Origin of the sequence: Solibacillus sp. FSL W8-0372 (assembly GCF_037969735.1) — a bacterium.
Taxonomy (GTDB): domain Bacteria; phylum Bacillota; class Bacilli; order Bacillales_A; family Planococcaceae; genus Solibacillus; species Solibacillus faecavium.
The window spans coordinates 2,826,203-2,844,241 of record NZ_CP150204.1 but is presented as its reverse complement, the minus strand read 5'-3'; the positions used below and the strand labels follow the sequence as shown (position 1 = coordinate 2,844,241).

The window sequence follows — 18,039 nt, the reverse complement described above, 5'->3', positions numbered from 1 at the left end:
CATATAAAGACCGTTTAAATAATGAAATTTGAATGGCAATGTTTTTAAGGAAAGTAGTGGTATTTTATGAGTTGGATTAAAAATAAATTTAATAAACTTTTTAAGATGGATTTAAATGAAGAATATGATGAACATGAGGGCTATACAAACACCGATTTAAATGAACAACATAAGGTGCAACCCAATTACAATGAGCAGACAGATCGACCGAAAAATGCATTTCGATTCCCTTTAATAGAAGATGAATTTAAAGAAGCTGCACAAAAAGAAGAGCAACAACGCCAAACGACTAGCTTTTATGATGAAGATAATGAAAAGCTTTCATTGCCAAATTACTTGCAAAAATCTACTGCGGGTCGTGAAATCTATGATGTGGAAGTCTCAGGCATTGGAGAGCTGCTGGAGCGACGCCGTAAAGGAAAAGGGCATTCAAATGTCATACAGAAGAATGAGCCAGTACGCCGATTGCCGATTTTAAAAGAAGAGCGGGAAAATTTACGCAAAAAACCGTCGCTTGAAGAAAAACAAGTCAGCAACCAAGCTACGAAACCAATCGAATTGAGAAAACGCTTTATTCCTACGGATGTACCTTCGCCTGTACATGGATTTAAAAAGCCAACTCCCATTGAAAAGCTAATCGAAAAACAACAAGATGCGGATGAGCAACACAAAAATGATGAACCGTCTTCATTAATAAAGGTCGAACCGGAAAATAGTGAAGCGCTAAATCAATTCCCGGAGGCGGAGACAGCTGTTGAAAATCCCCTTGAATCGCAACAACACGAACTAGTTGAACAAAGTACAAGCGAAGAACCATTACGACAAAGTGAAGTTGTTGTGGAAAATGAAAATAGTAGTGAGAAAGAGCTTATTTTATTTGAAGTAGAAGAAGATGTTCTAGAACCACAAGAGTTCACTGAAGCACCAGATAATAAAGATTTATCCCCTCCTGTTATAGAGGTGGAAGAAGTTGAAGAAAAGAAAACAATTGAAGAGACACCTGCTGCAGATACTATGAATGATGTGCAGGTAAAACATGTAACAATTGAAAACTCAACAATTCATATAGGTCAATTAAATGTTGAGCAGGTTCCTTCGACAGACGATAATACTGTAATCGAGCAGAAGAGTGAAGAAACAGTAAAACCTGTAAGTACGGGAAGTCGTCTTCCATTCAATGTTGTGATGTTAAAATCAGATAAACAAAAGTTGCTTACAAAGAAATTTGTTGAGCAGCATTTAAGTCAACAGAAGCATATTGTTATAGAGTCGGAAGAAATAGATGAAGGTAATGAAGTGGTTAACGATCAAAATGAATTAATGGATTCTGAGATGACTATGACTACTACGTTTACCAAAGAAGTCACTACCATTCAACAATTGGATGATGTGCAGAATATTATTGATACAAACCCCTTAACACTATCTTATGGACAGGAACAAGAAGAACAATCTGAAATGATTATCTTACAACATGAGCCGGTACAAAAAGTTGAAGACAGTGGGGGACAGACAGAACCAATAAATGACCTGCCTTTGACTTCCGTAGGATTACTGGAACGAGATGAAAATGTGCAGCAACCAATGGAGGAAATACTTGAAGTAGCGGCTACTACAGAAGAAATTCAGGAATTACCTTCAATTGAAAATACTAGCGAGGAAGTTATAGAAACTCCTCCATTACCGAAACGAATTCCTTATGTAAAACCACCACTTGAGTATTTAGTGCCGCCCGAGGAAATGGTTGAAGACCGTGATTGGATGGACGAACAGGGAGAGAATTTAGTCGAAGCATTATCCCACTTCCAAATTCAGGCGCATATTGAGTCAATTGTGCAGGGACCTGCTGTAACACAGTTTGAAATTACGGTTGGGCAAGGAACGAAAGTAAGTAAAGTCCGGAATCTAACAGATGATATAAAGTTGGCGCTGGCTGCAAAAGATATTCGTATTGATGCACCAATTCCAGGGAAGCGCTCGATTGGCATTGAAATTCCAAACCGGATTTCCCGTTCAGTACGATTATCTGAAGTAACGGATTCGGCATCGTTTACAGATTCTGATTCACCATTAGAGGCTGCTTTAGGTTTGGATTTAACAGGCAAACCTGTAACAATCGATTTACGAAAGATGCCTCATGGTCTTATTGCAGGTGCAACAGGCTCAGGTAAGTCAGTATGTATTAACACGATTTTAGTTAGTTTACTGTATAAAGCAAACCCTAATGAATTAAAACTAATGTTAATTGATCCTAAAATGGTTGAATTGGCACCATTTAATCATATTCCACATTTAGTAAGTCCTGTTATAACGGACGTTAAGGCAGCTACGGCCGCACTTAAATGGGCAGTTGAGGAAATGGAAAGACGATATCAGTTATTTATGCATAGCGGTGCACGTAAAATAGAAGCATATAATAAAATGTGTGACGCAAATGGAATGTATGCACAGAAGCTTCCATACTTGTTGATTGTAATAGACGAGTTGGCGGATTTAATGATGATGTCTCCACAAGATGTAGAAGATAGTATTGTTCGGATTACTCAAAAGGCTCGTGCTGCAGGGATTCATTTAATTGTCGCAACACAACGACCTTCTGTGGATGTTATTACAGGGCTAATTAAATCCAATATCCCTACACGTATTGCCTTTTCAGTATCATCTCAAATTGACTCTCGTACAATTTTAGATACACAAGGCGCAGAACGCTTGCTTGGACGCGGAGATATGTTATATTTAGGAAATGGAATGTCGGCTCCTACCCGTATTCAAGGTACATTTGTTACTGATGATGAAATAGAAGAAATTATTGAGTATGTACGTGAACAGGGAGAGCCACAATATATATTTAAGCAAGAAGAACTATTAAAACGCTCTGAAACAGTAGAGGACCAAGATGAATTGTTTGAAGAAGTTTGCCGATTTGTATATGAACAAGGTTCAGCGTCGACATCTCTTTTACAACGTCGTTATCATATAGGCTACAATCGAGCGGCAAGACTAATTGACATGTTAGAGCGTCAGGGCTTTGTTTCTGAACCAAAAGGGAGTAAGCCGAGAGATGTATTTATAACTGAGGAAGATATAGTTGAGCAATTTGGCGGCTAAGGTACATGATAATTGAATGACAATAATTTTTGAATTGTCGTTCAATTATTGTTACGTATATTTAGTGCTATAATGTATGCATAACTTTGAAACAACAAATTGATAATTTCAATGGGATCAATGTATCCTAGGAGGGTTTTAACAATAATGACACGCTATCATTTTACAGGTATTAAAGGTTCAGGAATGAGTTCACTTGCGCAAATTTTATTTGATGCTGGAGAGCAAGTACAGGGTTCTGATGTTGATACGTATTATTTTACAGAGCAACCTTTACGTGAGCGAGGAATAGAAATTCTTACTTTTGATGAAAATAATATTAAAGAAGGCTTAACAATAATTGCAGGTAATGCATTTAATGATGACCACCCAGAATTAGTACGTGCACGTGAATTAGGTTTAGAGGTAATCCGTTACCATAAGTTTTTAGGAGAGTATAGTAATCGCTATACATCTATTGCTATTACTGGTGCGCACGGTAAAACATCAACAACTGGATTAATGAGTCATGTTGTAGGTGGCTATATGCCAACTTCTTATTTAATAGGTGATGGTACGGGTTCTGGTGCACAGGATGCATCGTACTTTGTAATGGAAGCATGCGAATACCGCCGACACTTTTTAGCCTATCATCCGGATTATGCAGTGATGACAAATATTGATTTTGATCACCCTGACTATTTTACGAGTATAGATGATGTTTATGACGCATTTCAGCAACTAGCTTTACAAGTAAATAAAGCAATCATTGCATGCGGAGATGATGAACAGCTTCAAAAAATTCAGGCAAATGTACCTGTTGTGTATTATGGTTTTGATTCTGCCAATGATTTTTCAGCTCGTAATATTGAGAAAACAACAGAAGGTACTAAGTTTGATGTATATGTTCGCAATGAATTTTACAGTAAGTTCTTTATTCCACTATTTGGGGATCATACAATTTTAAACTCATTAGCGGTTATTTCGCTTTGTCATTATGAGGGTATCCCAGCAAATTTAATTCAGGAACGACTTAATACTTATGGTGGGGTAAAACGCCGCTTTACAGAAACAAAAATTGGCGACGTTGTTTTAGTGGACGATTATGCACACCATCCTACTGAAATTGCCGCTACTTTGCAATCAGCACGACAAAAATATCCGGAACATAAAATTGTTGCGATATTCCAACCACATACATTTACTCGAACAAAAGCTTTTTTGCAAGACTTTGCGGATAGTTTAAGTGGGGCAGATAACACATACTTATGTGATATCTTTGGTTCTGCTCGCGAAAAACAAGGCGAACTTTCAATTGATGATTTAGCATGTCTAATCGAAGGGTGCACTGTATTGACTCTTGATGAGATTAGCGATCTTAAAAAGCATGGAAATGCCGTATTCCTTTTCATGGGAGCGGGAGATGTTCATAAATATCAAGATGCTTTTGAAGCTATTTTGAAATAAAAAGAGAAAAGCAGCTTAACCTGGATTAGAGGATAAGCTGTTTTTCATACATAATTGATAGAACTAATAATTATAAAGGGTTTTATTAACTGATAGATTGGGAAATATGACAATATGGACAAAAGGCACATTCATTTTTGAATGAAGTTTTGGCGAAATATGTTTTTCAAAGAAAAGGATTGTCAGGTTTTTTGTCGAATGTTTAAATGGACTAGATATAGGAGGTAACATTATGGAAGTACTACTTTATATTGCTGCATTAGTAGCTGCAATCGGATTTTTAGTATTATGTGTAAGCATCGGTATGACACTGTTTTCTGTAAAGAATACATTGAATTCTATTGCCGGGACAGTTGCTGGAATTGAAGGGCAAATGGAAGGCATTACCCGTGAGACGACGAGCTTACTTACAAAAACAAATGCATTGGCTGATGATATTTCAGAGAAGTCGGAGAAGTTAAATTCTGTAGTTCATGCAGTTAAAGGAGTAGGCGATTCTGTAAATAGTTTAAATTCTTCAGTACAACGTATTACTACATCAATTTCCACAGAAGTTCATAAAAATGAAGATAAAATTGCACAAGTCGTTCAGTGGAGTAATGTCGCAATGGGTATCGCAGATCAATGGCGTCAGCGCAAGCCAATTAACGATGAAGATGTAATTTATACGAGTACTAAAACAAATGAAACACCACCAAATATGAGTTCAAAATCAAAATTTGGGTTTTTGAAGAAGAATAATGGGTAAAATTATTTTAAAATGTCAAGGGGGAGTATTGTGATGGAAGAAAAACGAGTTAACTATCAACAGATTAATGATTCAATTTATGATGATGAAAAAATTCATGTAAAAGATTTTGTGATTGGTGCATTAGTTGGCGGAATAGTAGGGGTAGCTACTGCGTTATTATTAGCTCCAAAAACAGGCAGTGAAATGCGTAACGATGTTGCTGTACAAGCTGTAACTTTGAAAGATAAAAGTATCGAGCTTTCAGGAACAGCAAAGGAAAAGACTGCTCAACTATCTACTCAATTAAAAGAACAATCTTCATCAATTGTTGAAAAAGTAAAAGGGAAAACAACAAAACAACCACCAGTATTTGATGATGGAACAGCATCTTCAGAAGGGGAAGAACCATTACCTTTAGACGAAGTAGATAAAGTAGATGATCCGAAATCTCAGGCAATAGCTGCTGAAAATGCAGATCCTGATACTTTAAATACAGATCCAGATCTTGCAAATTCTACACGTCATACTGATATGTAATAAAAGCAAAAAGGCTTCCAATAAATGTTGGAAGCCTCAGACTGTAGACAAACTTGAAGGAATTCGGGATTGCCTACAGTCTTTTTTTATTAAAATAAAGTTAACTAATGAAAACCGTTAATTTCCATTCCGGGACCGATGCTTTCCCCGGGCACGGCTCCAGCTAACTAAATTGTGCCTACAACGGCAGGCACAATTTAGTGGATCTTCCGCGCGTGCTCCTGCGGTTACTCGTCGCAAAATAAATTTCGCTGTTCCCGGTGGAGTCACGGTCCCTCCACTCCAATCAACTTATTCATCGCTTTAAATAAAGTGAGAGATAGGATATCTACGATGACTAGTATTCAATTCAAATCAATGAACATAAACAACTTATTCCTGTTAAGCATCGAATAAAAATTTATAATAAAAAGACAAAAGGTCTCGAGAGACCTTTTGTCGACAATCTGAGGCTTCCAATAAATTTTGGAAGCCTTTTTTATTGTTGAAATTCTATGATTATTTAATTTCTGCGAGCTGAATTTCTAACAGGTCGCCACCGAATATTTCCGCATCAAATGTTGAAGGCTGTCCATTTCGTAAAATCGTGAAAGAACCTTTAAATGTGGTAGGAAGCTGCCAAGTTGAAAAACGGAAAACATCCTGATAAATCCACTTTCCCGTATCCTTTTCAATAATCTTAATCGTAGCTCCATTTGGTACGGTTGAAGTACTTTGAACAATTTGACCATTGACGTAGAACTCCCGTGCCGTTTTGGCAAGTTCTACTTGTTCCTGCTGGAATGTGACAATCACTTTTTCCTCCAAAAGCAAATTTAAAGATGCTGCTATTTGTTCTGCAGAAGGCAACATAATTTGCTCAAAGGTAATTACATCCCCTGTTTGGATAGGATAATGAGTTTTAGCAGGCTTTCCATTTATAAAAAGTTGCGAAGAAAACTCCGGTAAATAAACGGGTTTACCATCTAGATGAACACAGTAAGAACTAAACTGCTGGAGATGTTTCGTATTATTCGTACTGTTGAAAGCATCTTCTACCGTTGTAACTGTTTGGACAACAATGACATCACGATCCTGTATAGGAGTATCCAGTTTCACTGGCTTTTCATTAACTATTACTTTCGGCTCTATTATGTATTTTTCCTTACCTATAGTTATCTTTTTAACAGCTGCCTCATCAATAATGTCACGAACTGTGGCATATGCATCAGCACCATCTTTTCCTGGAATAAGCTGAATTTTATCGCCATTTTTTATTAGTGTTTTAGTGGAAGCTATTTCCCCGTTTAATACTATTTGTGCAGGCTGTCCATGTTCTCCCGGTACAAATACATTTTGACCATTCACTGTAATAGATAAACCGTGACCTAATCTGCCATACAACTGTTTCGCACGGATATTCGCTGCAAGAAAGGCATCGCCTACTGTCATTTCTTTTAATTCGAATAAACGAACAACTTGATCATTAACTGAGATGGACATGTAATGAATTGGTGATTTTTGAGCTGCAATTGCAATGCCAATCGGTGTGACAAGTTCAGGTGTTGCAGGGATATGTTCTGCACGTGTTAAATTCTGAATAGCATTTACATCACGAACAGCTACACGATTCGCAGGTAGGTTCAATACTTTTCCAAGCTCTTCCGGAAGATGAGGAGTTAAGCTCCCGCCACCTACAAGCATAACGGCCTTAGGAGGAACATTATTATTTAAACGTAAAATTTCCTCACCAATAGATTTTGCTAGGTTTTCAATTGCGGGAAAAATGGCTTTTACCACTTCTGCTCGAGGAATATATTCGTCAAATCCTAAAATATCCTGAATTAAAATTTCTTCATTTGTATGCATTTGGCGTTTCGTTATTTCAGCTATCGGAAAATCCAATAAATAATGGTCACTTAAGCTTTCAGTAATTTCATCACCGGCAGTTGGTACCATTCCGTATGCAACAACTGTACTTTTATCCGTAATTGCAATGTCCGAAGTTCCCGCACCAATATCAACTAGCGCAACATTCAACCGACGCATTGTTGGGGGGATAAGTACATTAATCGCCGCAATAGGCTCTAAAGTTAAAGCTTCCATTTCTAAATCTGCACGTTTTAATGCAGCAAGAAGTGATTCAACAACTACCCGTGGCAGGAATGTTGCGATAACTTCTACAGAAGCTTCATCACCTTGCTGATCGAGTAGGCTACCAATTTCTTCGCCATCTAACCGGAAATACAAAACGGAATAACCGACACAATAGTAATGATTATTTTTTACATCTTCTTTATGCTGCAATAATTGCTGTTGGGCTTGTTGGACAGCTTGAAGCTCTAACCTATTAATATCTTCTTCAGTAAAAATTGGTCTGTTTTTTATTGAAAGTGTGACAAGTGCTTGCTCAGTTTTTAATGCTCGACCTGCTGCTGCGACACTGACTTTTTTCAATGGACCATGTGTTTCTTCCAATTTTGTTTTAATCTCCTGGATGAGCTCTGCTACATACAGGACGTTATGTATTTGACCATCAACCATTGCACGTTCTTTATGTTCCTTCACTAAAATATCTGCGACATGATATTTATCTTCGTGTTGTTCTAGAATAATGCCAACAACGGAGCGCGTTCCGATATCAAGTGCAAACAATTTATTTGTCATATGATAACGCTTCCTTTCAATTTATTATTACAATATACTTTAGCGAGTTGAATCGCTAAATTAAAAAGACGTGACATTCTACAATAGATTGATTATAATAAGTTTATTACTTAAAAATGTATCATACTTTTAAGTTATCTGAAAGAGAAGGATACGCAAAGAAGAGGGGTAAGAGGAATATGAGTCAACAGGATTTAGAAAGCTTACGTAGTCAGATTGACAGCTTAAACTTGGAAATTTTACGATTAATTAATGAACGTGCAACCGTTGTAGAGGAAATAGGTAAAATAAAAGAGAAACAAGGCGTGAATCGCTATGATCCACTACGTGAGCGCCATATGCTTGATTTAATTAAAAAGAATAACAATGGTCCATTAAATCAGATGACGGTTGATTATATTTTTAAACAAATCTTCAAAACAGCATTAAAACAATTAGAAGCAGAGAAGAAAAAAGAATTGCTAGTATCACGTAAAGAAAAGTCAGAAGATACTGTCATTAACATTAACGGTGAACTAGTTGGATCTGGAACACCTTCATTTGTATTTGGACCATGTGCAGTTGAGTCATATGAGCAAGTTGCGGCAGTAGCTGCCTCTATCCAAGAAAAAGGATTAAAATTAATTCGTGGCGGTGCATACAAGCCGCGTACATCACCATATGATTTCCAAGGTTTAGGGTTAGATGGATTAAAAATATTAAAAGAAGTTTCAAAAGAATATGGTTTAGGGGTTATTACAGAAATCGTAACACCTTCAGACTTGGAGCATGCACTTGACTATATCGATGTAATTCAAATCGGTGCCCGCAATATGCAAAACTTTGAGTTATTAAAAGCAGCAGGTTCAACGAATAAACCTGTCCTATTGAAACGTGGTTTAGCAGCGACAATCGATGAGTTCATCCATGCTGCAGAATATATTATGTCAAAAGGAAATGAAAATATTATTTTATGTGAACGTGGTATTCGTACATACGAAAAAGCAACACGGAACACATTAGATATTTCGGCAGTTCCTATTTTAAAGCAAGAAACACATTTACCAGTCATGGTAGACGTTACACATTCAACAGGTCGTCGTGATTTACTGCTACCATGTTCTAAAGCAGCAATTGCTATTGGAGCAGACGGTGTCATGGCGGAAGTACACCCAGACCCATCAATTGCATTATCTGATCAACAACAGCAAATGGATATTCCTACTTTCAATGCGTATTATGATGAAATATTAAAATTCATGAAACAATACGAAGTATCAAAATAATATTTGATAAAGGCTATGTTGAATTTATTCGACATAGCCTTTTTTTTAGCTATATTTATTTGACTCATGGTGCATATTAAATTACAATTTTTTCTAAATAGCATTATAAAGGGGAAGTTGTATGGAGCAAAAGATTGCATTAATTACTGGGGCAGCACAAGGTATTGGGTTTGAAATTGCGAAAGAGCTGTCAAATAACGGGATTAAGGTTATAATTTCCGATAAAAATGAAGAGAGATTAAAACAGGCAGTTGAAGAGGAGCCTAGTTTAGGTTATTTATTATGTGATGTTAGCGATGAACGACAAATACAACAATCGATTGACGCTGTAATCTCCCAATTTGGTGCACTCCATATCGTTATAAACAATGCAGGCTTTCAACACGTGTCAATGATTGAGCAGTTTGATACGGAAATTTTTGATTTGATGCAGAAGGTGATGGTTGTCGCACCATTTATTTTTATGAAACATGCATTGCCGATTATGAAACAACAAAAATATGGCAGAATAATTAATATTGCTTCTATTAATGGTTTAGTCGGATTTGCAGGAAAAGCCGGCTATAATACTGCAAAACATGGGGTTATCGGATTAACTAAAGTAGCAGCACTCGAAACGGCTACCGATGGAATAACGGTCAATGCTATTTGTCCGGGCTATGTCGATACTGAACTCGTAAGAAATCAATTCGAAGATTTAGCGAAAACAAGAAATATTGCAGTTGAGGATGTATTAGAGCAAGTCCTGTATCCTTTAGTACCACAAAAGCGATTGATAAATGTTTCTGAAATAGCAGGATTGGTTGTATATTTATGTAGTGAGGCAGCAAAAGGCATGACAGGGCAAGCAATTGTCTTGGATGGTGGTTATACAGTGCAGTAAAATATTTTTTTTGCAGAAATTATAGGTAAAACTAGTTATTCACTAGGTTTTGGATTGAAAAAAGAAATGAAAATATTATATGATAAAACTATACATATTATTAGTTAATCTACTTTAAAAAATAAAAATCGTATAACATGCTAAAGGGGGAGATTTTTTGACTGTCACAATTTATGATGTTGCGCGTGAAGCAAATGTTTCAATGGCAACAGTATCACGTGTAGTGAATGGAAACCAAAATGTTAAGCCAGCTACAAGAAAAAAAGTGCTGGAAGTGATTGAGCGTCTTGAATATCGTCCAAATGCTGTAGCACGTGGCTTAGCTAGTAAAAAAACAACATCAGTAGGTGTCATTATCCCTGACATTTCGAATAACTTAAATGCAGAGCTTGCTCGTGGTATAGAAGATATTGCGACAATGTACCGCTATAATATTATTTTAGCAAACTCAGATCAGAATGAAGAAAAAGAGTTAACATTACTCGATACGATGCTAGGAAAGCAAGTAGATGGAATTGTCATGATGAGTGAGGAAGTAACGGAAATGCTCCAACGGGCAGTAGAGGCTTGTCCAGTCCCGATAGTTTTAGCTGGATCGATAAGTTCAACTGAAAAAGTTGCATCTGTGAATATCGATTACTACAAGGCAGCTTTGGAAGCAGTTCAAATACTGATTGACAATGGTCATACGCGCATTGCTTTTGTTTCGGGTCCTTTACAATATACAGTTAATGGTGAACGCAAATTAGCAGCTTATAAGGATGCCCTACAAAAAGCAAATATTGCCATTGATGAAGTATTAATTGTTGCTGGGGATGGGTCATATGACGATGGTTTGGAAAGTTGGGTAAATTTAAGTGAACTAGAGAACCCACCTACCGCTATTTTTGTAGGTAATGATGAACTTGCAATTGGTTTAGTTCATGGAATTCAGGATAGCGGGAAAATGGTACCAGAAGATGTAGAGATTATTAGCTTCGAAAATTCCAAACTGGCTCGTATGGTACGACCACAATTAACAAGTGTTGTATTGCCTTTATACGATATTGGGGCAGTTGCAATGCGTTTATTGACGAAGTATATGAATAAAGAAGAAGTCGATGATCAGCATGTCATCTTGCCACATCGAATAGAACAACGTGATTCAAGTAAATAACAAACAGCCTGTCACAACAATGTGGCAGGCTGTTTGTTATTTTTTGTTCTATGCTACTTGCATTTTGTAAATCACTAATAATTATTTTACTAATAAAGTAGAGCAATTCGCATTTTTGGAGACGTATGTACTAACACTGCCAAATACCATTTCCTGCATTGTATTTAATCCACGACAGCCAATTACAACTAAATCTACATTGTGATGGTTAGCATAGTTTGAAATCATTCGACCTGCAGGACCATGTACGATTGTTAATTTTAAATGGGGATGATTACTTTTTACATAATCAATTTCACGCGATAATTTTTGAATATATTGTTCATCTGTTTGAGTGAGGGTTCCCATATGTAACGGTTCATTTGAAATAGCTTCTGTAGGTATTGAAGAAATAATCTCAATCAACGATTCCTCTGTAGCAATGCCGACAGCATCTTTTGCAGCACGAAATGAATTTTCAGAACCATCGATAGCCAATAAAATATGTTTATACATGTAATAGCCCCCAATTTTCTTTATTCTATTTTAGTATATAGGAATATCCCTATTTTAGGAAAATAAAAACTATACAATCTTTGACTAAAGATTGTATAGCGACTTTTAAGAACGATTCTTTTCTGTACGAATAATATGTAGCGCTTTTTCAAGCATTCGTGCATTTTTTTCTTCAATTTCTGCTTTTCGAGGAATAGCATCATATAAAGGTGTTGGATCATCCCAAGTCGGAATTAAAGGAACTGGTGATTCCTGTTGCCATTTATCAAGCCATTTTTGTGGGAGTGGACCAGTTGGTGTAGGTTGGTCGGTCATTTCTGTCCATATATGTGACCAGGCACGTGGTACTACACGCCAAATATCATAGCCTCCACCACCGACAGCTATCCATCGGCCACCACAATATTCATGGGCCAATTTGTGGGCAAGCTTTGGAATTTCCCTATAAATATTCATCGTTCCATACAAATGAGTTAAAGGATCAAAATAGTGTGCATCTGCTCCGTTTTGAGTTAGTACTACATCCGGTTTAAAAAACTCAAATACTTCGCGCATTGATTGCTCATATATTTCTAGGAAGCTCTCATCTTCTGTAAAGGCGTCAATTGGGAAATTAAAGGATGTACCATAGCCCTCGCCATTACCACGTTCCGTAATATTCCCTGTACCCGGAAATAAGTAGCGACCTGTTTCATGGATAGAAAGAGTACATACATTGGGATCATCATAAAATGACCATTGAACACCATCACCATGATGGGCATCTGTATCTACATATAAAACACGAAGCCCATACTTCTCCTGGATGTATTTAATAGCAACGCTACTATCATTGTATATACAAAAACCGGAAGCTCTTCCACGGAAGCCATGGTGCAGTCCGCCCCCTAAATTTAGTGCATGCTGTGATTTCCCCTGCAAAACAGAGTCGACCGCCTGCAATGTACCCCCTACAAGCAATGCACTTGCTTCGTGCATATTTCGGAACATAGGCGTATCCTCAGTACCAATTCCAAATGGTTCACCCTGTTGTGCGGTTAATTCACCATGACCGGCTTTTTTTACAATTTCAATATACTGAGGGTCATGAGCCAAAGCAATTTCTTCATCTGTTGCAACACGGGCCGGAACAATATCCTCATCGTTTAAAGCCCCAATATTCTTAAGTAAATCAATTGTTAAATGTAGTCGTTTATGATTAAACGGGTGTGTGTCCGAAAATTTGTAAGTAAGTTGATCTGGAGAATAAATAAATACAGCTTTTTTCATAGTGAAACGCCAGGTAAATTCGGCCATAGTACATCGTATCCTTGCTTACGCAAATCCTCGATGATATGAAGCGGATTCATTACTTGTAATCGGACACTTACGATACGTGATTTTGTATTATCGCCATCAGGATATACAAGAACACTTACTACATTTGCTTTATTTTCCTGAAATACTCTTGAAATCTCAAAAAGCATGCCAGGTTGATTGCTAACTCGGATATCTATTTTTGAACCTGGCTGATGTGCCCCTGTTAATTCAATATATGTGTAAAGTAAATCTGTTGTAGTAACAATACCGACTAATTTACCGGCAGATACAATTGGCAAACAGCTGATTTTAGCATCATAAAATATTGAAGCAACTTCTTCAACAAAATCTAAAGGATGACCGACTATTGGATTCTTCACCATTATTTCTTCGATGGGTGAATCATAGATAGTAGAGTTCGGTTCTTCTCGTAAACATGATGGTAATGCGTTTTTTAAGTCATGATCTGTAATGATTCCGACAACTATATCGTCAGAACTTACAATCGGTACGTGGCGGATTTTTTCTTCCCGCATAAGACGGACGGCATCGCGTACCGTATTCTCGGGAAGGAGTGTATGTATATCCCTTTTCATAATTTCTTCGACAATCATTTTTCAATCCCCTTTGCAATAAGAATTAATACATGAAACGACTTCTAAAGCGAAGTTTGTCAAATCTTTCAAGTGTCTCGGTTCCTACACGTGACCCGACACGAGCCATTAAACAGTTTGCAGGATGGGACGTTATTTCAGGGTCGTCTGTAGCGTAATATTCAAAATTGGCGGTAGTCATCATTCTCTCCATCATATTCCGATAATCCCAAACTGATAAACCTGTTCCTTTGAGGTCCCAATGCCAATAATATTCAGTCGTGATAACTAAATAATCTTCCATAGCATCATCCATAAAGGAAACTTCGAGCAGTTTCTTTCCTGCACCCGTACCTCTATAAGAGGGTATTACCTCAATAGCACCAAGTTCAATCATATTAGGAATACGATCTTCTGCCCAACGCTCTAAAGGATCAGGATAAAGAAATGTCACATAGCCCACGATGATATCATCTTTTCGTATAATAATTATACGTCCTTCTTCTAGCCCGGCAATTTCGACTAGTGCTTTATGCTGTTGATGAGAAGGTCGAAATGCTTTCAGGTCTTCGTGTAATGAGTAGGATGCAAGTTTTTCTGAGGAAACGGGCCCTTCCACTAAAACATTACCATTCTTCGATTCGAATTCAAGACAATAGTATTTTTTTACATGATTCATAATCACACCACCTGCTTGTAATACCTCCATTATACTCTATTTAATGCGAAAATACGCTTTATTTTACGATAAATAACTAAATTGTTAGAAAATTATAAATGTTTTGCCCATTATAGTATTTTTATTGTAAAATGGTTGTATGTTTTAAAGAAAGGGGAAATTTCATGGGGACAAAAACAGTTGAAAAACTAGCAGTAATTCCAGGGGAACATAATTTGAAAAATTATGAGGATGCAGCTGCAAATCATGATTGGGTCAATACTGAGAAGGCATTTTCTTGGTATGAAACGGGGAAGATTAATATTGCTTATGAAGCAATAGATCGACATGTCGAAACACATCGGAAAAATAAAGTAGCACTTTATTATAATGATGGGCATCGAAAAGAGTCATATTCTTTCTTTGATATGAAACGCAACTCGAATAAAGCGGCAAATGTACTGAAGGAGAAAGCAAATTTGCGAAAAGGGGATCGTATATTTGTATTCATGCCACGTACACCGGAGCTTTATTTCAGCTTATTAGGGGCATTAAAAATAGGGGCAATTGTTGGACCGTTATTTGAGGCATTTATGGAAGGGGCCGTTTATGACCGTTTAATGGATAGTGAGGCAGTTGCAATTATTACAACACCATCATTATTAAATCGGGTACCTATTGAGAAGCTTCCACATTTAAAGACTATTTTTGTAGTTGGAGAAGATGTTGAAGAAACGGATAAAATATTAGATTTTAATAAATATTTCAAAGAGGCACCTCAAGATTTTGACATTGAATGGGTCGATAAAGAGGATGGCTCCATTTTACATTATACATCTGGTTCTACCGGTACTCCAAAAGGTGTATTGCATGTGCATTATGCAATGGTACAGCAATATCAAACCGCCCAATGGGTACTTGATTTAAAAGAGAATGACATTTATTGGTGTACAGCTGATCCAGGTTGGGTAACAGGAACAGCTTATGGCATTTTTGGACCTTGGTTGAATGGGGTTACTAATGTAATTATTGGTGGTCGCTTCAGCCCGCAAGCATGGTATGGTGCGATTGAAGAATACGGTGTTACTGTTTGGTATAGTGCACCAACTGCATTCAGAATGTTAATGGGTGCTGGTCCAAGTATGATCAGCAAATACAATCTATCTTCATTACGACATGTTTTATCCGTTGGGGAACCTTTAAACCCTGAAGTTGTGAAATGGGGAATGGAGATCCTAAATCACCGTATTCATGATACATGGTGGATGACAGAAACTGGCGGACATATGATATGCAATTTCCCGGCAATGGAGATCAAACCAGGATCTATGGGAAAACCAGTTCCGGGAGTATATGCTACGATTGTGGATGATCAGGGAAATGAAGTACCACCATACACAATGGGGAATTTAGCAATCAGAAAAGGCTGGCCAGCTATGATGCGCCAAATTTGGGGGAATCCTGAACGATATAATTCTTATTTTTTAAAAGGTGAATGGTACGTATCAGGTGACTCAGCATATAAGGATGAGGACGGATATTTTTGGTTCCAAGGGCGTGTAGATGATGTAATTATGACGGCAGGTGAGCGTGTCGGTCCGTTCGAGGTAGAAAGTAAATTACTTGAACATCCGGATGTAATAGAAGCAGGTGTCATCGGAAAACCGGATCCTGTGCGCGGGGAAATCATTAAAGCATTCATTTCATTGCGTGAAGGGGTAGAGCCAAGTGATGAACTTGAAGCAAATATTAGGGAATTTGTAAAAACAGGATTATCTGCCCATGCAGCACCACGTGAAATAGAATTTAAAGATAAGTTGCCAAAAACACGAAGTGGAAAAATCATGCGCCGGGTATTGAAAGCGTGGGAATTAAACTTACCAACGGGTGATTTATCCACTATGGAAGACTAATCCTTTCTACATTTGCATATGCTATGGGGCGCTTACATATGTAGGCGCTTTTTTTACTATTAATATAATGAGGCTATAAGAAAGGCAATTAGTGCTTTTCACCTTAAATACTCAAATAATTGAACGATAATTTGGAATTATCTATGATTATATAAAAATACAGTTGACTAAATAAATATACATAACTATACTTATTTTTATCTTTTAGATTTCATTGATGTATTTTTTGGCAATAAAAAAATTAGAGGTGACAAAGATGAAAGTAAGTATTATTGGTGCCACAGGGTATGGCGGTCTGGAATTATTGCGTTTCTTGCATAACCATAAAGAAGTAGAAGAAATAGGATTATTTACATCATCTGAGGAAGGAACAGTATTTTCAGATAAATTCCCTCACTTAACAAACATTTATAATCAACCTTTATTGAAAATAGATTACGATGTATTAGCAAAATCCGATGTTGTCTTTGCAAGTACACCGTCTGGGGTATCTAGTACTCTATTTCCACCTTTAGTAAACCGAGGTCCAAAATTAATCGATTTATCAGGGGATTTTCGATTGAAAAACCTTGAAAGCTATGAATCTTGGTATAAAAAAAAGCCGGCACCGAAAGAAGCAGTTGAAAAAAGTGTATATGGATTAACAGAGTGGAATGAAGCGGCCATTAAGACATCGGATTTAATTGCAAATCCAGGATGCTATCCAACAGCAGTTCTCTTATCCATCCTGCCCCTTATAAAGCATCAGCTGATTGATCCAAGTTTTTTAGTCATTGATGCAAAGAGCGGAATATCCGGCGCTGGCAATAAACCATCAAATACTACACATTACAGTGAAGCAAATGAAAGCTTTTCAATATATAAAATTAATGAGCATCAACATATTCCTGAAATAGAACAAGCAATTTCGATGTTTACCGATACCGAAACAACTATTACGTTTAACACACATTTAGTGCCTATGACACGGGGGATTTTAGCTACTTCCTATGCACAGGTAACAGAAGGTGTGACCCAAAAACAATTAGTTGATTGTTTAACTTCAACGTATGAGAATCACCCTTTCGTACGTGTCATTCAGGAAGCGTCATCTATTGGAACTAACCGCGTAAAAGGTTCGAATTATTGCGATATTTATGTGAAGCTCGATGAACGGACGAATCGCGCAACAATTATTGGGGTTATCGATAACTTAGTAAAAGGGGCTGCAGGGCAGGCAATCCAAAACATGAATGTTCAGTTTGGGTTGCCACAGCAAACAGGCCTACAACTTGTACCGTACTTTATTTAAACATTAGGAGGAACATCAA

At 37.2% G+C, this 18,039-nt stretch carries 14 protein-coding genes; 9 read left to right on the top strand and 5 right to left on the bottom strand.

Annotated elements, in window-relative coordinates; translation table 11 throughout:
- The first annotated feature begins 66 nt into the window (after positions 1 to 66).
- The 4 genes from MKY13_RS14435 (at position 67) to MKY13_RS14420 (ending at position 5,821) form a co-directional block, all read left to right on the top strand.
- A complete protein-coding gene (locus tag MKY13_RS14435; RefSeq protein WP_339213482.1) occupies positions 67 to 3,108 on the top strand; it encodes a DNA translocase FtsK in 3,042 nt (1,013 codons plus the stop codon).
- 147 nt (positions 3,109 to 3,255) lie between these two features.
- Positions 3,256 to 4,554: a UDP-N-acetylmuramate--L-alanine ligase gene (murC, locus tag MKY13_RS14430; RefSeq protein ID WP_191700614.1), complete on the top strand. Its 1,299-nt coding sequence runs from the start codon at positions 3,256 to 3,258 to the stop codon at positions 4,552 to 4,554.
- 232 nt (positions 4,555 to 4,786) lie between these two features.
- Positions 4,787 to 5,302, top strand: a complete 516-nt coding sequence (locus MKY13_RS14425) for a DUF948 domain-containing protein (protein ID WP_191700613.1) — start codon at positions 4,787 to 4,789, stop codon at positions 5,300 to 5,302.
- Between the two features lie 33 nt (positions 5,303 to 5,335).
- Positions 5,336 to 5,821 carry a YtxH domain-containing protein gene (locus MKY13_RS14420; protein ID WP_191700612.1) on the top strand — a complete coding sequence of 162 codons (486 nt, stop codon included), beginning with the start codon at positions 5,336 to 5,338 and terminating at the stop codon, positions 5,819 to 5,821.
- 498 nt (positions 5,822 to 6,319) lie between these two features.
- Here the strand turns inward: MKY13_RS14420 and MKY13_RS14415 are convergent, their stop codons facing one another.
- Positions 6,320 to 8,467, bottom strand: coding sequence for a cell division FtsA domain-containing protein (locus MKY13_RS14415; RefSeq protein ID WP_191700611.1), 2,148 nt, complete (start codon positions 8,465 to 8,467; stop codon positions 6,320 to 6,322).
- Between the two features lie 179 nt (positions 8,468 to 8,646).
- Between MKY13_RS14415 and MKY13_RS14410 the strand changes: the two genes are divergently transcribed.
- From MKY13_RS14410 to ccpA, 3 genes are all read left to right on the top strand, one after another.
- On the top strand, positions 8,647 to 9,732 hold the full coding sequence (locus MKY13_RS14410; protein ID WP_191700610.1) for a bifunctional 3-deoxy-7-phosphoheptulonate synthase/chorismate mutase: 1,086 nt from the start codon (positions 8,647 to 8,649) through the stop codon (positions 9,730 to 9,732).
- 121 nt (positions 9,733 to 9,853) lie between these two features.
- A complete protein-coding gene (locus MKY13_RS14405) occupies positions 9,854 to 10,615 on the top strand; it encodes a 3-hydroxybutyrate dehydrogenase (RefSeq protein ID WP_339213478.1) in 762 nt (253 codons plus the stop codon).
- Between the two features lie 157 nt (positions 10,616 to 10,772).
- Positions 10,773 to 11,771, top strand: coding sequence for a catabolite control protein A (gene ccpA / locus MKY13_RS14400; protein ID WP_339213476.1), 999 nt, complete (start codon positions 10,773 to 10,775; stop codon positions 11,769 to 11,771).
- Between the two features lie 81 nt (positions 11,772 to 11,852).
- On the opposite strand, the gene MKY13_RS14395 is transcribed toward ccpA, so the two are convergent.
- From MKY13_RS14395 to MKY13_RS14380, 4 genes are all read right to left on the bottom strand, one after another.
- Positions 11,853 to 12,266: a universal stress protein gene (locus MKY13_RS14395; RefSeq protein WP_191700607.1), complete on the bottom strand. Its 414-nt coding sequence runs from the start codon at positions 12,264 to 12,266 to the stop codon at positions 11,853 to 11,855.
- A 105-nt stretch (positions 12,267 to 12,371) separates the two neighbouring features.
- On the bottom strand, positions 12,372 to 13,535 hold the full coding sequence (locus MKY13_RS14390) for an acetoin utilization protein AcuC (protein ID WP_191700606.1): 1,164 nt from the start codon (positions 13,533 to 13,535) through the stop codon (positions 12,372 to 12,374).
- A complete protein-coding gene (locus MKY13_RS14385) occupies positions 13,532 to 14,179 on the bottom strand; it encodes an acetoin utilization AcuB family protein (protein ID WP_191700605.1) in 648 nt (215 codons plus the stop codon). Before MKY13_RS14385 ends, MKY13_RS14390 begins: the two co-directional genes overlap by 4 nt.
- Before the next feature lie 25 nt (positions 14,180 to 14,204).
- The gene (locus tag MKY13_RS14380; RefSeq protein ID WP_191700604.1) at positions 14,205 to 14,837 is read right to left on the bottom strand and encodes a GNAT family N-acetyltransferase; all 633 of its coding nucleotides are present in this window, start codon (positions 14,835 to 14,837) and stop codon (positions 14,205 to 14,207) included.
- 164 nt (positions 14,838 to 15,001) lie between these two features.
- On the opposite strand from MKY13_RS14380, the gene acsA reads away from it, so the two are divergent.
- Together acsA and argC are read left to right on the top strand one after the other, a co-directional pair.
- The gene (gene acsA / locus MKY13_RS14375) at positions 15,002 to 16,729 is read left to right on the top strand and encodes an acetate--CoA ligase (RefSeq protein ID WP_191700603.1); all 1,728 of its coding nucleotides are present in this window, start codon (positions 15,002 to 15,004) and stop codon (positions 16,727 to 16,729) included.
- Positions 16,730 to 16,985: 256 nt separating this feature from the next.
- Positions 16,986 to 18,020, top strand: coding sequence for an N-acetyl-gamma-glutamyl-phosphate reductase (gene argC, locus MKY13_RS14370; RefSeq protein ID WP_339213474.1), 1,035 nt, complete (start codon positions 16,986 to 16,988; stop codon positions 18,018 to 18,020).
- The last annotated feature ends 19 nt before the right edge of the window (positions 18,021 to 18,039 follow it).

What these genes read in the sequence shown, in the direction of transcription:
- MKY13_RS14410 (WP_191700610.1), top strand. Translation starts at nt 8,647, where the DNA reads ATGAGTCAACAGGATTTAGAAAGCTTACGTAGTCAGATTGACAGCTTA.
- MKY13_RS14390 (WP_191700606.1), bottom strand. Translation starts at nt 13,535, where the DNA reads ATGAAAAAAGCTGTATTTATTTATTCTCCAGATCAACTTACTTACAAA.
- argC (WP_339213474.1), top strand. Translation starts at nt 16,986, where the DNA reads ATGAAAGTAAGTATTATTGGTGCCACAGGGTATGGCGGTCTGGAATTA.
- MKY13_RS14385 (WP_191700605.1), bottom strand. Translation starts at nt 14,179, where the DNA reads ATGATTGTCGAAGAAATTATGAAAAGGGATATACATACACTCCTTCCC.
- MKY13_RS14420 (WP_191700612.1), top strand. Translation starts at nt 5,336, where the DNA reads ATGGAAGAAAAACGAGTTAACTATCAACAGATTAATGATTCAATTTAT.
- acsA (WP_191700603.1), top strand. Translation starts at nt 15,002, where the DNA reads ATGGGGACAAAAACAGTTGAAAAACTAGCAGTAATTCCAGGGGAACAT.
- MKY13_RS14435 (WP_339213482.1), top strand. Translation starts at nt 67, where the DNA reads ATGAGTTGGATTAAAAATAAATTTAATAAACTTTTTAAGATGGATTTA.
- MKY13_RS14425 (WP_191700613.1), top strand. Translation starts at nt 4,787, where the DNA reads ATGGAAGTACTACTTTATATTGCTGCATTAGTAGCTGCAATCGGATTT.
- murC (WP_191700614.1), top strand. Translation starts at nt 3,256, where the DNA reads ATGACACGCTATCATTTTACAGGTATTAAAGGTTCAGGAATGAGTTCA.
- MKY13_RS14405 (WP_339213478.1), top strand. Translation starts at nt 9,854, where the DNA reads ATGGAGCAAAAGATTGCATTAATTACTGGGGCAGCACAAGGTATTGGG.
- MKY13_RS14395 (WP_191700607.1), bottom strand. Translation starts at nt 12,266, where the DNA reads ATGTATAAACATATTTTATTGGCTATCGATGGTTCTGAAAATTCATTT.
- MKY13_RS14415 (WP_191700611.1), bottom strand. Translation starts at nt 8,467, where the DNA reads ATGACAAATAAATTGTTTGCACTTGATATCGGAACGCGCTCCGTTGTT.
- MKY13_RS14380 (WP_191700604.1), bottom strand. Translation starts at nt 14,837, where the DNA reads ATGAATCATGTAAAAAAATACTATTGTCTTGAATTCGAATCGAAGAAT.